Source organism: Actinomycetospora succinea (assembly GCF_004363095.1).
Taxonomy (GTDB): domain Bacteria; phylum Actinomycetota; class Actinomycetes; order Mycobacteriales; family Pseudonocardiaceae; genus Actinomycetospora; species Actinomycetospora succinea.
Genome location: NZ_SNYO01000006.1, coordinates 225,005 through 237,283, shown reverse-complemented (window position 1 = coordinate 237,283; position 12,279 = coordinate 225,005). Strand labels below are relative to the sequence as shown.

The following is a 12,279-nucleotide window of genomic DNA, read 5'->3' as shown; positions in this document are numbered from 1 at the left end:
TGGGTGAGGTTCCGGGTCGGGAGGGTGCCTGCAGCGGGGAGCCTGCCTTTGCCCGCCTATTTTTCGTGGGAGTGTCGCACCGCGCCAGCTAGGGCAGAGGAGAAGGCAGGCCCGTTGTTGACGCCGACCCAGCCGCAGTTGCCGTTGGTCATGAGCTGAACGCGGGTGCGGGTGCGCCGGTACCGAATGCGGCCGGTGGGCTGCTCGACACGTGGCCGTGTAACGATCTTGGTGCGGCGTTGAGCACGGGCCCAGCGGCGAGCAATGCGGCCGGCTTGAACGCCGACCTCCGGGGTGACGGCGACGGTCCGGGTCGCGCGCTTGAGCGCCCAGACACCCCAGAAGCGGCCGGGGCCGGTGCCAGGCGCTTGCCACTCGGAGGGGACGTCGTGCTGGTACTCCTTCGCTGCCAGGAGGCCGTGCTTGGTGAAGTAGGCCGCGACCCGCTTCGGGTCCTTCGCGCGCAGACCTTCGCGGTAGTCCAGGGCGGTGCCGGCGAGTTCGTGGCGTCGGCGTTGTTCGGGGTCGGGGTGGTCGACGACGTCCGCCCATGCGGCGGAGAGCCAGGTGGCGAAGGTCTGGCCGGTGGTCTTCGCGCGGCCGTGGGGCGGGGTGCAGAGCATGTGCACGTGTGGTGCGCCGCGGCGCTGGAACTCCAGCTTCCACACCGCGGCCCAGTCCTCGCCCCAGGCGCGGGCGTAGCGCTTGCGCAGCGCCTTCATATGCCGCTTGAGCACGTCGCCAGTGGGGACCACGGTGAGCCAGTCGCCGGGGTAGGTCAGCGTCACCATTGCGGGCAGCCGCCCGGCCGCGAACAGCGGCGTGTAGTCCAGCTCGCAGAGCCGGCGCACCATGCCGTTCCGGGACTTGCGCGACCACCCGGTGATCGGCTGCCGCGGGGTCGGCGGCGCCGGCCATTCGCCGGTGGCGATGTGCTGGGCCACCGCCTGGTCGACGTCCTTGGCGTGGGCCTGCCGCTGCCGTTCGGCGGTGCGCTCTCGCTTCGACCAGTCGTGGCAGGCCACGGCGAACATGCCCGGCCCGACGGTCAGCTCCCATCGCGGACCCTCTGCGAGCGTCCCGGGCGCTTCCGTGATCGCGGGCAGCAGCGCGGCGGCGGCGTGGACGAGCTCGGGGGAGGGGAACGCCGGCTCCCACAGTCCGGCCGCCGAGTCCGGCACCGCCGGTGTCTGGACGGTCTCGGGCTCGGCGTCTGCGGGGTCGGTGTCGGTGGTGTTCGGGGTCCCGCGGCCCGATATGGCACATAGAACAAGCCCATGCCGGCCGCCTTCGGCGACCGGGGCGGCCGGGTCGGGCGCGGCCGGCTTCCGCCGGCCGCTCCTGTCTTCGACCCGCGCCGGCGGGCCGGCCTCGCCTCCCACGGCCGCCAGGGACGGCGAGGCAGCGGCGGGAGGCGTGTACGTGCGCCAGGGATCGGTGCGCCGGGTCGCACACCACGACGCGAACCCCGGCGACGAGCGCGCCGAGAGCGACGAGGGCCCGCGGTCGACGGATCGACGGAACGGGTTGGGGGAGTCGGGCACGGGATCGCCTCCACGAGCGGGAGGCCGTCACACCGGTGCTGCTTGCCGGACCGTCTGCAGACGCGCGGCATCGCCACAGGAGCCCTCGGGTTCCTGCGGTGGGAGGTGCTGCGCGGGAGGGGCCGCCGCCGGGTGGCAGCCCTGACGGTCAGAGCTGCACGGGCGCGACGGCGACGGACGAGACGGACGAGGTCAGATCAGCGAGGACCGGAGCAAGGGGCCTTGGCCTCCGGCGGCCAGGCGCTCCGCCCTGGACCAGGGCACCGGCCTCAGGAGAGGGGGTGCGAGTCGCGAGCGGGTAGGGAGTGCGGTGGTGGTCGGGTCGGTGTCTCTCCCTCGCCGGCGCTTCCGGGGTCTGACAGCCCGGCCGCACAACCGCAAGGGCCCAGCTCGAGCACGAGATGGCACCCGGGTAGCTGATGGTGGCCCTTGCGCCCGCACGTCCGGTCCGTCCGAGGCGACCCCGCGCCGCCGAGGGAGAGACACCGTCGTGGGTCCCGGTGTCGAGGACGACGGCTGACCCGAGGAGCCGCGTGACGGTAAAGTCCGCGTCATGGGGAAGGCGTTGATGACCTGGCAGGCGGGGCTCGTGCTCCTGGCCCTGTTCGTGGCCACCGGCGTCCTTCAGCTCGTCATGGCCCTCAGGGAGGGCGGTGACTGGTGGTTCAGCGTGGCGCTGAGCGCGGTCACGGTCGCCGCCTGGACGAGCATCACGACGATCCGGTACCGCTCGGCGAAGGCCCCCGCGTAGCCGTCCGCCCACAGGGAACACGCGTTCGATAGACAGCCTGCCGACATCAGGGCACCGTTCCTCGTCATGCGGACGTTCCGGACCTGGCTCGCCTTCCGCCGTGAGGGCCGCGGACTCTCGCTCTGGGCCGTCGCCCGCGGCTGGAGCTGACTGCACCGCGAGGTGCACCAGAACTGCACCATCAGCCCCTGAGCTGGGCCAGTCCGAGGCTGTCCGCGGGTGGCTGGGACCCCTGCTCACGCCACCGCGCGAGACCGTTTCACCAGGCCAGAAGGCAGTTTGGGAGCGAGGGGCCGTGGGTTCGAATCCCGCCACCCCGACCGTGCCGACCGGCGTGCACACGACCGCCGGGCGCACCGAAGAGGATCTCCCCGCCACCGATCTGTGGCGGGGTGCCGATCGATCCGCGTGAGGCCGACCCGTCGATCACGGCGAGGCCCGCGGAGATCGGGGGTCGGCGTGGGCGAGTGGACCGCGGCCCTGCTCGGGCCGTTCCTGCTGATCGCCGTGCTCGCGTGCGCCGCGGCCCTGATCAGCGTGGTGATCCGGGCCCGCCGGCGACGGCGGCAGCCCGACGACCCCGCCCACCGGCCCCACGGTCTCGCGCCGGGGCCGGAACGCGACGCGCGCTTCGGTCGCGCGCACGAGTGACGCGGCGAGTGATCGCCACAGGTGCTCCGTCGACCACATCTGACGTGGTGCACGGAGCACCGGGAGCGATCACGCCCGCGACGGGCACCTTGCGCATGATCGACGCGCGCCGGTTGCTGGGGGAGGCCCTCGCGGAGCAGGGCATGCGGCTGTCCTGAGGCTTGTGGGGTCGGGCCCGGGCGCACGAGGGTTCCTCCCATGACCAAGAGCACGCCCGTCGAGCTGACCGTCGTCGACACGACCCAGGAGGCCTGGCAGGGCTTCCCGGTCGAGTACATCCAGGCGAACCTCGAGCACGTCCCGCTGGTCCAGGACCCCGAGACGGGCATGACCGTGCTCAAGATGGTCTACCGCGCCGGCTTCACGAACCCGTGGCACAGCCACCCGTGCGCCCACGGTGTCTACGTGCTCGAGGGCGTCCTCAACACCCACCAGGGCGACTACCCGGCGGGCAGCTTCGTCTGGTTCCCCGAGGGCGGGGTCATGCAGCACGGCGCGACGCAGGACCAGGACGTCACGTTCCTGTTCATGACGAACAAGCCGTTCGACATCCACTTCGTCGGCGACGACAGCGACCCGCACGCGCCGACGATGTGATGCCCGGTGTCCGGGCCGCGCGGGGCGACCGGGCACCATGGCCCGGCGGTTCACGCGAGCAGCCGCTCGGGGCGGCCCTGCCGTGACAGGTGGCTCTTCACCGGCAGGGCCGCCACTCCATCCCGGCGAAACGGCTCGCGCCGTCCGGGAGGATCGGCCCCGTGAACACCGAGCTCAGCGGCGTCCCCGTGCTGGTCCTCGACCGCGAGGGGCCGACGATCGGCGACGAGGCGGGCGCGCTCGACGTCATCGGCCAGACGTACGGCACGGAGGTCGACGTCGTCGCGATCCCCGTCGAGCGCCTGGACCCGGCGTTCGCGCAGCTCTCCAGCGGGGTGGCCGGCGCGATCGTGCAGAAGTTCGTCAACTACCGGCTGCGCCTGGTGGTGGTCGGCGCGCTCGGCGAGACGTCCGGGCCGGTCGACGACTGGGTCCGCGAGGCCAACGAGGGCCGCGAGCTCTGGTTCGTCGCCGACCTCGCGGAGCTCGAGCAGCGCCTCAGCGCGGCGCGTACATGATCACGCCGACGCCGACGAGGCAGATCGCGGCGCCGAGCAGGTCGAAGCGGTCCGGCCGGTAGCCGTCGAGCACCACGCCCCAGGCCAGCGAGCCCGCCACGAACACCCCGCCGTACGCGGCGAGGACCCGGCCGAAGGCGGCGTCGGGCTGGAACGCGGCGACGAACCCGTACAGGCCGAGGGCGACGACGCCGATCGCCGCGAACCACCACGCCCGGCCCTCGCGCATCGCCTGCCACACCAGCCACGCGCCGCCGATCTCGAGGACCGCGGCGAGGACGAACAGCGCGATGGAGCGAGCGGTCACCGGCAGGACGGTAGTCAGGCCCAGTGCGCGGGCCGTCCGAGGTGGTCCGGGACGGTCGTGTCGCCGTCGCCGCGGGCGGCCTCGAGCTGCGGGGCCGTGAGCAGCAGCGCGCCGGCGAGGCGGGCGCCGCGGACGTCGGCGCCACGGAGGTCGGCACCGAGCAGCTCGGCGCGGTCGAGGTCGACGCGCCGCAGGTCGGCGCCGACGAGCAGCGCGCCGCGCAGCCGGGCCGAGCGCAGGTCGCGACGCCGCAGGTCGTCGCCGAGGAGGTCGGCGCCCCGCAGGTCGGTGCCCGGCCGTCCGGCGTGCGCGGCCGCGACGAGGTCGTCGAACAGCGCGCCCGCCTCCCGGCGCACGGCGCCCACGTCCACGTCGCCGAGGGCGTCGGCGGGCAGCGCCACCATCGCCTCGACGCGATCGCGGAGACCGACCGCGTCGTCGCCGACGGGCGACCAGGCGGCCTCGTCGAGCAGGGCGAGGACCTCGTGCAACGGGCGCAGGACCTCGAGGGCGTCGAACATCGACGGCACCCGCCGCCGGGCGCCGGAGAAGGTCACCTGCACGACCTGCTGGCCGGCGCCGAAGCAGTCGAACACCGCGCAGCCCGGGAAGCCGCGGGAACGGAGCCGGTCGTGGATGCCGCACCCGTCGTCGGCCCGGAGGTGCCGGCACGGGGTGTGGGCGGGCTTGTCGACGGCGAAGTCGGCCGAGGCGGCGAACGACGGCCCGACGCAGCACAGCGCCAGGCAGCGGGAGCAGTCCGCCGACCTCGGGGGAGACGCCGTCACACCGTCATCGCCGAGCGCGCTTGCGGCGCTTGGTGCCGTAGCCGGCGAGGACCTCGAACGTCTCGAGGGCGCGCTCGATGTTGTTGCGGATCTTCTTCATGGGGCTCATGTCCCTCTCCTCATGGCGGGCCCCGCGACGGGGAGCGGTGTGCGGGGCGGACCCCACCGTGCCAGTCGGGACCGGACGTGTCCCGTGCCGCGGTGGGGAGGTGCGCTGTCCTCCGAACGGTGGCATTCCTCGGCGTGTCGCGGCCCGGACGAGCGACGCGCCGTCCGGTACCGGAGACGGGCGGCGTTTCGCGACGACCTCCGTCCGCGGTCCTTGCCGTGACGGTGAGATCGGCGGTCGTCACGGAGAGTCGGGCGGTGTCCGGGCCGTCCCGGGCCCCGACGGGGGTCTCCGACGCGCCGTCGTGGCCCGTCCGGACGGCCGCCACGGCGAACGGTCGGGGGTCACGTCTAGACTCGCCGCCACGCCCGGGCGGGCGCGTCAGCAGGTACAGGCACCGGGTCTCCGGTGCTCCTCGACCGTGAGCGGTGAGGACGGCCTCCCGCGTCACGCCACGGACCCGATCCGCCCGTACGCCCTGGGGTTGCGGGCAGGTCACCGCACGAGCGCACGATGGCCCTGCCCCGAGGAGAGACGACCAGTGAAGTCCACCGTCGAGCACCTGTCGCCGACGCGCGTCAAACTCGCCGTCGAGGTGCCCTTCGACGAGCTCAAGCCCAACTTCGACAAGGCCTACAAGAAGATGGCGCAGCAGGTGCGCATCCCGGGCTTCCGCCCCGGGAAGGCGCCCGCGCGCATCCTCGACCAGCGCCTGGGTCGCGGCGTCGTCCTCGAGGAGGTCGTCAACGAGGCCGTGCCCGCCAAGTACGGCGAGGCCGTCACCGAGGCCGAGGTCCAGCCGCTGGGCCAGCCCGACATCGAGGTCACCGAGATCGAGGACGGCGACAAGCTCGCCTTCACGGCCGAGGTCGACATCCGGCCCGAGATCACGGTGCCGGACTACACCTCGATCGCCGTGGAGGTCGACGACGCCGAGGTCACCGACGACGACGTCGACGAGCAGCTCAAGGGCCTGCAGGCACGCTTCGGCACGCTCACGGGCGTCGAGCGCGCGGTCCAGAACGGCGACTTCGTCGTCATCGACCTGTCCGCCACCGTCGACGGCGAGGCCGTCGAGGAGGCGCAGACGACCGGCATGTCCCACGAGGTCGGCTCCGGCCAGCTCATCGAGGGCCTCGACGAGGCGCTCGAGGGCATGAGCGCCGGCGAGACCAAGCAGTTCACGACGAAGCTCGTCGCCGGCGACCACGCCGGCAAGGACGCCGAGGTCACAGTCTCGGTGCAGACGGTCAAGGAGCGCCAGCTCCCCGAGGCCGACGACGAGTTCGCCCAGCTCGCGAGCGAGTTCGACACGCTCGACGAGCTCAAGGACGACCTGCGCACCCGCTACTCGCGCGTGAAGAAGATGGAGCAGGGCAGCCAGGCGCGCGACCGCGTGCTCGACGCCCTGCTCGAGGCGGCCGACGTCCCGCTGCCCGAGTCGGTCGTGCAGTCCGAGGTCGAGGTCCGCGCCCACGAGGCGGTCCACGAGTTCGACCACGACGAGGCGCGGCTCACCGAGTACGTCGAGTCCCAGGGCCAGACCCGCGAGGAGTTCGACACCGAGCTGCGCACCAACGCCGAGCAGGCCGTGAAGACCCAGCTGCTCCTCGACAAGATCGCCGACGAGGCGAACGTCCAGGTCGAGCAGAACGAGCTGATGGAACGCATCATGATGCAGGCCCAGCGCTTCGGGGTGAGCCCCGAGGAGTACATCCAGCAGGCGCAGCAGGCCAACCAGCTCGGTGCGATCTTCGCCGACGTCCGCCGCGGCAAGGCGCTCGCCACCGTCGTCCAGTCCGCGACGATCACCGGGCCCGGCGGCTCGGACGTCGACCTCTCGGAGCTGTTCGGCACCGCCGGTGCCGAGGAGTCCGACGAGGACGCCCCGGTCGTCGAGGGTGCCGACGCCGCGGCCGGCCCCACCGACGACGCCGCCCAGGTCGCCGACGCCGACTCCGACGCGAGCGACCCGGACTCGCCGAGCTCGCAGGTGGAGGCCGACGCCGGCACCGATCACGAGGCCGACACCGAGGTCGTCGGCGCGCCGGATTCCACGTCGCGCGCCTGACCCCCGGCGCGCCCGGCCCACGCTCCTGGCCGATCCATCGGCCAGGAGCGAACACGGCCCGTCGACGGACTGTCCGGCCCGCTCCGGTGGTTACTGTCGAGGTCGGTGGGCCCGACCGACGCCCGAGAAGATCACCTCAGCGAAGAAAGCAGGGACACTGGTGAGCCAGCACCTCTCCGACCCCGCCGGGGCGGTCATGCGTACCGCCGGCGGGTCGATGTCGCTCAACGACTCGGTCTACGAGCGCCTCCTCCGGGAGCGCATCGTGGTCCTGGGCCAGGAAGTCAACGACACCATCGCCAACCAGATCTCGGCCCAGCTGCTGCTCCTCTCGGCCGAGGACCCGAAGAGCGACATCACGCTCTACATCAACTCGCCCGGCGGCTCCGTGTCCGCGGGCATGGCGATCTACGACACCATGGAGTGGATCGAGCCGGACGTCTCCACGGTCGCGATGGGCCTCGCCGCCTCGATGGGGCAGTTCCTGCTCTCCGCGGGGGCCCGCGGCAAGCGCCTCGCGCTGCCGCACGCGCAGATCATGATGCACCAGCCCTCCGGCGGCCTCGGCGGCACGGAATCGGACATCACGATCCGCGCCGAGTCCATGAAGAAGCTCAAGCGCCAGCTCGCCGAGCTCATCGCCCAGCACACGGGCCAGACCTTCGAGCGCATCACCGAGGACTCGGACCGCGACCGCTGGTTCGACCCCTACGAGGCCCTCGAGTACGGCTTCATCGACCACGTGGTCACCCGCGCGAGCGAGACGCCGTCCAGCAACGGCAACGGTCAGTCCTGAGACAGGAGACAGAGCACATGAGTGAGCTCCACGTGCCCGGCGGCACGGCTCCGGCCTCGCCGCAGGCGCGCTACATCCTCCCCTCCTTCGTCGAGCGCACGAGCTACGGCGTCAAGGAGTCGAACCCCTACAACAAGCTCTTCGAGGAAAGGATCATCTTCCTCGGGGTGCAGATCGACGACGCGTCGGCGAACGACGTGATGGCGCAGCTGCTGTTCCTGGAGTCGAACGACCCGGACCGCGACATCACGATGTACATCAACTCGCCCGGTGGCTCGTTCACCGCGCTGATGGCCATCTACGACACGATGCAGTACGTGCGTCCGGACATCGCCACGGTGTGCCTCGGCCAGGCGGCCTCCGCCGCCGCGGTCATCCTCGCCGCCGGCGCGCCGGGCAAGCGCCTCGCCGTGCCGAACGCCCGCGTCATGATCCACCAGCCGGCCACCGAGGGCTTCTACGGCCAGGCGTCCGATCTGGAGATCCAGGCCCAGGAGATCTCGCGCATGCGCCGCCTCATGGAGGAGACGCTCGCGACGCACACCAACCGCAGTGCCGAGCAGATCCGCTCGGACGTCGAGCGCGACAAGATCCTGACCGCGCCGGAGGCCAAGGAGTACGGCCTCATCGACGACGTCGTGGCGAGCCGGAAGCTCTCCGCGAACCGCTGATCCCTCCCTCGCCCCGCTCCCCGGCACCGTCCGGGGAGGGGGCGCGGGTGGACGTCGGCGCACCCGGCGCAGCGGGCCGACCGCCCGTCGCGGCAGCACCGACGTGCCCGGGCAGGAGACGACGTCCCGGGCTCGCGACCTGCACGATCCGCTGGGCGCGAACCTCCCCGTCCGACCGGGTGGGCAGGTACGGTCAACCACGAACGAGCGCACCGTCCGAGGTGCGCCGGAGGGGACACGAGGTCTGCTGCGATGGCACGCATCGGTGACGGCGGGGACCTGCTGAAGTGCTCCTTCTGCGGGAAGAGCCAGAAGCAGGTCAAGAAGCTCATCGCCGGTCCCGGTGTGTACATCTGCGATGAGTGCATCGACCTGTGCAACGAGATCATCGAGGAGGAGCTGGCGGAGGCCGGTGAGGTCAAGCTCGACGAGCTCCCCAAGCCCACCGAGATCCACGAGTTCCTCGACCAGTACGTGATCGGCCAGGACGACACCAAGAAGACGCTGTCGGTGGCGGTCTACAACCACTACAAGCGTGTCCAGGCCGGCGAGAAGAACCGCGAGGGCAGCCGGAACGAGGACGTCGTCGAGCTGGCGAAGTCCAACATCCTCATGCTGGGCCCCACGGGCTGCGGCAAGACCTACCTCGCGCAGACCCTCGCGAAGCTGCTGAACGTCCCCTTCGCCATCGCGGACGCCACGGCGCTCACCGAGGCCGGGTACGTCGGCGAGGACGTCGAGAACATCCTCCTCAAGCTGATCCAGGCCGCCGACTACGACGTGAAGCGCGCCGAGACCGGCATCATCTACATCGACGAGGTCGACAAGATCGCGCGGAAGTCGGAGAACCCCTCCATCACGCGCGACGTCTCCGGTGAGGGCGTGCAGCAGGCCCTCCTGAAGATCCTCGAGGGCACCACGGCGAGCGTGCCGCCCCAGGGTGGGCGCAAGCACCCGCACCAGGAGTTCATCCAGATCGACACGACGAACGTGCTGTTCATCGTGGCCGGGGCCTTCGCGGGCCTCGAGAAGATCATCGCGGAGCGGGTCGGCAAGGGTGGCCTGGGCTTCGGCGCCGACATCCGGTCGAAGGCCGAGATGGAGTCGGCCGAGTCGTTCGGCGACACGCTGCCCGAGGACCTCATCAAGTTCGGGCTCATCCCCGAGTTCATCGGCCGCGTGCCGATCGTCGCCTCGGTGTCGAACCTCGACCAGCCGAGCCTCGTGCAGATCCTCACCGAGCCGCGCAACGCGCTGGTGAAGCAGTACCAGAAGCTGTTCGAGATGGACGGCGTCGAGCTCGAGTTCGCCCCCGAGGCGCTCGAGGCGATCGCCGACCTCGCGATCCTGCGCGGCACGGGCGCCCGTGGTCTGCGCGCGATCATGGAAGAGGTCCTCAACCCGGTGATGTACGACATCCCGGGTCGTGACGACGTCGCCAAGGTCGTGGTGACCGAGCAGACGGTCAAGGAGAACGTGAACCCGACGATCGTGCCGCGCCAGCCCTCGCGCCGGGAGCGCCGCGACAAGTCGGCCTGACCGGGGCGTTCGCCGGACGGTCAGCCCGCCCGGCGCGCTCCGGACCCCATCGGCTCGTCGCGGGAGTGACGGCCGAGGAAGCCGGCGACGTCCGGCATGACCTTCGCGTAGTAGAGGCCGTCGTGGCGCCCCGGGCTGACGGCGCCGACCTCCGGGCGCGCCAGGGCGATGTAGCGCCGCGTCGCGTCGACGAACGGGTCCCGGTCGCCGCACCAGACGCCCGCGGGCACCGGAGTGATCTCGGGGAAGAAGCGCATCGGGTCGTTGGCCTCCCAGTCGGCCTGACCCGTGAACGGGCGCTTCGAGGCGACCCGCCAGTCGGTGAAGAGCCCGGGGCTGATGGCCGCGACCGCGCGCAGCGGGCGGCGGCGTCGCATCCGCTCGCGGGTGTAGAGCAGCGCGCCCGCCCCGCCCATCGACACGCCGGTGACCATGGCCGGCTCGCCGGGCAGGTCGCCCGCCGCCGGCGCCACGGCGAGGCCGCGCTCGCGCAGCCACACGGGCAGCTCCTCGAGCAGCATGGCCATCGGGTCGTCACCGGAGGCGTAGGGGTGCCAGTAGTTGTCGCCGCCGTCGACGCCGACCAGCGCGAACGGCGGCACGCCACGGGCCCAGGCGTCGCCGAGCAGGCCCCGGTTGCCGGCCTCGTTCCACCAGACGGCGTTGCCGCGCAGCCCGTGCAGCGCGACGCAGACCGGCAGCCGGAGCCGTTCCGCACCGGGCGGCATCACGGTGACGAGGCGCACCCGGCGTCCGCGTGCGGCGGAGTCGACCCACTCGACGGTGCCGACGGCGTCGGTCGGCTCCCCGCGGCGCGGCGGGTCGGGGATGCGCTGCGGCGGCGGTGCCGGGCTGTCCTGGCCGACGAGCAGCCCACCCAGCCCCACGGCACCGGCGACGCCGAGGGCGCCGGCGGAGCCGATCATGAACTGGCGACGGGTCGGTCGGGCGGGCACGGCCGGATCCTCCTCGACGGGGACGGGCGGATTGCTCGATCACGGTACGGACCGCCGCCGGCGTTCCCCGGCAGCGCTCACGGGGGCGTCGCGGACGCCCGCGCGCTCGTTACGTGCCGTCCGCCCCGACCAGGGGAGCATCCTCGGTGACGATCCGCTGCGTCCCCGCGTAGACGTTCATCGAGCGGCCACGCAGGAAGCCCACCAGCGTCATCCCGCTCTCGCGGGCCATCTCGACCGCCAGCGACGACGGCGCGGACACCGCGGCGAGCACCGGCACCCCCGCCATCACGGCCTTCTGGGTCAGCTCGAACGACGCCCGCCCGGACACCATGAGGATCGAGCCGGTGGCCGGGATCCCGCCGCCGAGCAGGGCGTACCCGAGGACCTTGTCGACGGCGTTGTGCCGCCCGACGTCCTCGCGCGCCACGACGAGGGTCCCGTCGGCGCGGAAGAGGCCGGCGGCGTGCAGCCCGCCGGTGCTGTCGAAGACGGCCTGGGCCTCGCGCAGCGCGTCGGGCAGGCTCGACAGGAGGTCCGGGGTCAGCGTGACCGGGTCGTCGCCGGGGGCGTAGCGCGTCTTCGTTCGCACCGCGTCGAGCGAGGCCTTCCCGCACACCCCGCACGACGAGGTCGTGTAGAAGCGCCGCTCCACCGACTCGTCGGGCGGCGCCACGCCGGGGGCCAGGGCGACGTCGAGGACGTTGTAGGTGTTGCGGCCGTGGTCGTCGACCGAGTCGCAGTAGCGCGCCGTCGACACGTCCTCGCGGTCGCCGATGACGCCCTCGGTGAGCAGGAAGCCGTGCGCCAGCTCGACGTCGTGGCCCGGCGTCCGCATCGTGACGGCGAGCGGGCGCCCGCCGACGCGGATCTCCAGGGGCTCCTCGGCGGCCAGCGAGTCGGGACGTCGCCGCGTCTCGCCGTCGACGATCCGCAGCACCGGGCGCTTCACCGTCACGCGTCCCATGTGCGCCTCCGTGG

13 protein-coding genes are annotated in these 12,279 nt (G+C 72.3%); 8 read left to right on the top strand and 5 right to left on the bottom strand.

Translation table 11 applies throughout. The features are described from left to right. Positions 1-56: 56 nt before the first annotated feature. Entirely contained in the window at positions 57-1,544 is a 1,488-nt protein-coding gene (locus EV188_RS21260) for a rolling circle replication-associated protein (protein ID WP_133828299.1), read from the bottom strand. 553 nt (positions 1,545-2,097) lie between these two features. Between EV188_RS21260 and EV188_RS21255 the strand changes: the two genes are divergently transcribed. The 4 genes from EV188_RS21255 (at position 2,098) to EV188_RS21240 (ending at position 4,061) form a co-directional block, all read left to right on the top strand. Continuing rightward, positions 2,098-2,295, top strand: coding sequence for a hypothetical protein (locus tag EV188_RS21255; RefSeq protein ID WP_133828298.1), 198 nt, complete (start codon positions 2,098-2,100; stop codon positions 2,293-2,295). Between the two features lie 459 nt (positions 2,296-2,754). Beyond that, positions 2,755-2,946, top strand: a complete 192-nt coding sequence (locus tag EV188_RS21250) for a hypothetical protein (RefSeq protein WP_133828297.1) — start codon at positions 2,755-2,757, stop codon at positions 2,944-2,946. A 198-nt stretch (positions 2,947-3,144) separates the two neighbouring features. After that, complete coding sequence (locus EV188_RS21245; RefSeq protein WP_133828296.1) at positions 3,145-3,543, top strand: cupin domain-containing protein; 399 nt, start codon at positions 3,145-3,147, stop codon at positions 3,541-3,543. Between the two features lie 161 nt (positions 3,544-3,704). Next, the gene (locus EV188_RS21240) at positions 3,705-4,061 is read left to right on the top strand and encodes a DUF4180 domain-containing protein (RefSeq protein ID WP_133828295.1); all 357 of its coding nucleotides are present in this window, start codon (positions 3,705-3,707) and stop codon (positions 4,059-4,061) included. On the opposite strand, the gene EV188_RS21235 is transcribed toward EV188_RS21240, so the two are convergent. Beyond that, positions 4,042-4,374, bottom strand: coding sequence for a YnfA family protein (locus EV188_RS21235; RefSeq protein WP_133828385.1), 333 nt, complete (start codon positions 4,372-4,374; stop codon positions 4,042-4,044). The genes EV188_RS21240 and EV188_RS21235 overlap by 20 nt on opposite strands. Positions 4,375-4,382: 8 nt before the next feature. Next, the gene (locus EV188_RS21230) at positions 4,383-5,156 is read right to left on the bottom strand and encodes a pentapeptide repeat-containing protein (RefSeq protein WP_133828294.1); all 774 of its coding nucleotides are present in this window, start codon (positions 5,154-5,156) and stop codon (positions 4,383-4,385) included. Positions 5,157-5,806: 650 nt separating this feature from the next. Here EV188_RS21230 and tig point away from each other — a divergent pair. From tig to clpX, 4 genes are all read left to right on the top strand, one after another. Further along, positions 5,807-7,336 (top strand): trigger factor, encoded by a 1,530-nt coding sequence (tig, locus tag EV188_RS21225; protein ID WP_133828293.1) that lies wholly within the window; start codon positions 5,807-5,809, stop codon positions 7,334-7,336. A gap of 196 nt (positions 7,337-7,532) precedes the next feature. Next, positions 7,533-8,132, top strand: coding sequence for an ATP-dependent Clp protease proteolytic subunit (locus EV188_RS21220; RefSeq protein ID WP_133828384.1), 600 nt, complete (start codon positions 7,533-7,535; stop codon positions 8,130-8,132). Between the two features lie 17 nt (positions 8,133-8,149). Next, complete coding sequence (locus EV188_RS21215; RefSeq protein WP_133828292.1) at positions 8,150-8,803, top strand: ATP-dependent Clp protease proteolytic subunit; 654 nt, start codon at positions 8,150-8,152, stop codon at positions 8,801-8,803. A gap of 252 nt (positions 8,804-9,055) precedes the next feature. Beyond that, positions 9,056-10,342, top strand: coding sequence for an ATP-dependent Clp protease ATP-binding subunit ClpX (clpX, locus tag EV188_RS21210; RefSeq protein ID WP_133828291.1), 1,287 nt, complete (start codon positions 9,056-9,058; stop codon positions 10,340-10,342). A 20-nt stretch (positions 10,343-10,362) separates the two neighbouring features. On the opposite strand, the gene EV188_RS21205 is transcribed toward clpX, so the two are convergent. Then, a complete protein-coding gene (locus EV188_RS21205) occupies positions 10,363-11,298 on the bottom strand; it encodes an alpha/beta hydrolase (RefSeq protein ID WP_133828290.1) in 936 nt (311 codons plus the stop codon). Positions 11,299-11,407: 109 nt separating this feature from the next. Then, a complete protein-coding gene (fdhD, locus tag EV188_RS21200) occupies positions 11,408-12,265 on the bottom strand; it encodes a formate dehydrogenase accessory sulfurtransferase FdhD (RefSeq protein WP_133828289.1) in 858 nt (285 codons plus the stop codon). Positions 12,266-12,279 lie beyond the last annotated feature (14 nt).

What these genes read in the sequence shown, in the direction of transcription:
- EV188_RS21255 (WP_133828298.1), top strand. Translation starts at nt 2,098, where the DNA reads ATGGGGAAGGCGTTGATGACCTGGCAGGCGGGGCTCGTGCTCCTGGCC.
- EV188_RS21245 (WP_133828296.1), top strand. Translation starts at nt 3,145, where the DNA reads ATGACCAAGAGCACGCCCGTCGAGCTGACCGTCGTCGACACGACCCAG.
- EV188_RS21220 (WP_133828384.1), top strand. Translation starts at nt 7,533, where the DNA reads ATGCGTACCGCCGGCGGGTCGATGTCGCTCAACGACTCGGTCTACGAG.
- EV188_RS21215 (WP_133828292.1), top strand. Translation starts at nt 8,150, where the DNA reads ATGAGTGAGCTCCACGTGCCCGGCGGCACGGCTCCGGCCTCGCCGCAG.
- clpX (WP_133828291.1), top strand. Translation starts at nt 9,056, where the DNA reads ATGGCACGCATCGGTGACGGCGGGGACCTGCTGAAGTGCTCCTTCTGC.
- fdhD (WP_133828289.1), bottom strand. Translation starts at nt 12,265, where the DNA reads ATGGGACGCGTGACGGTGAAGCGCCCGGTGCTGCGGATCGTCGACGGC.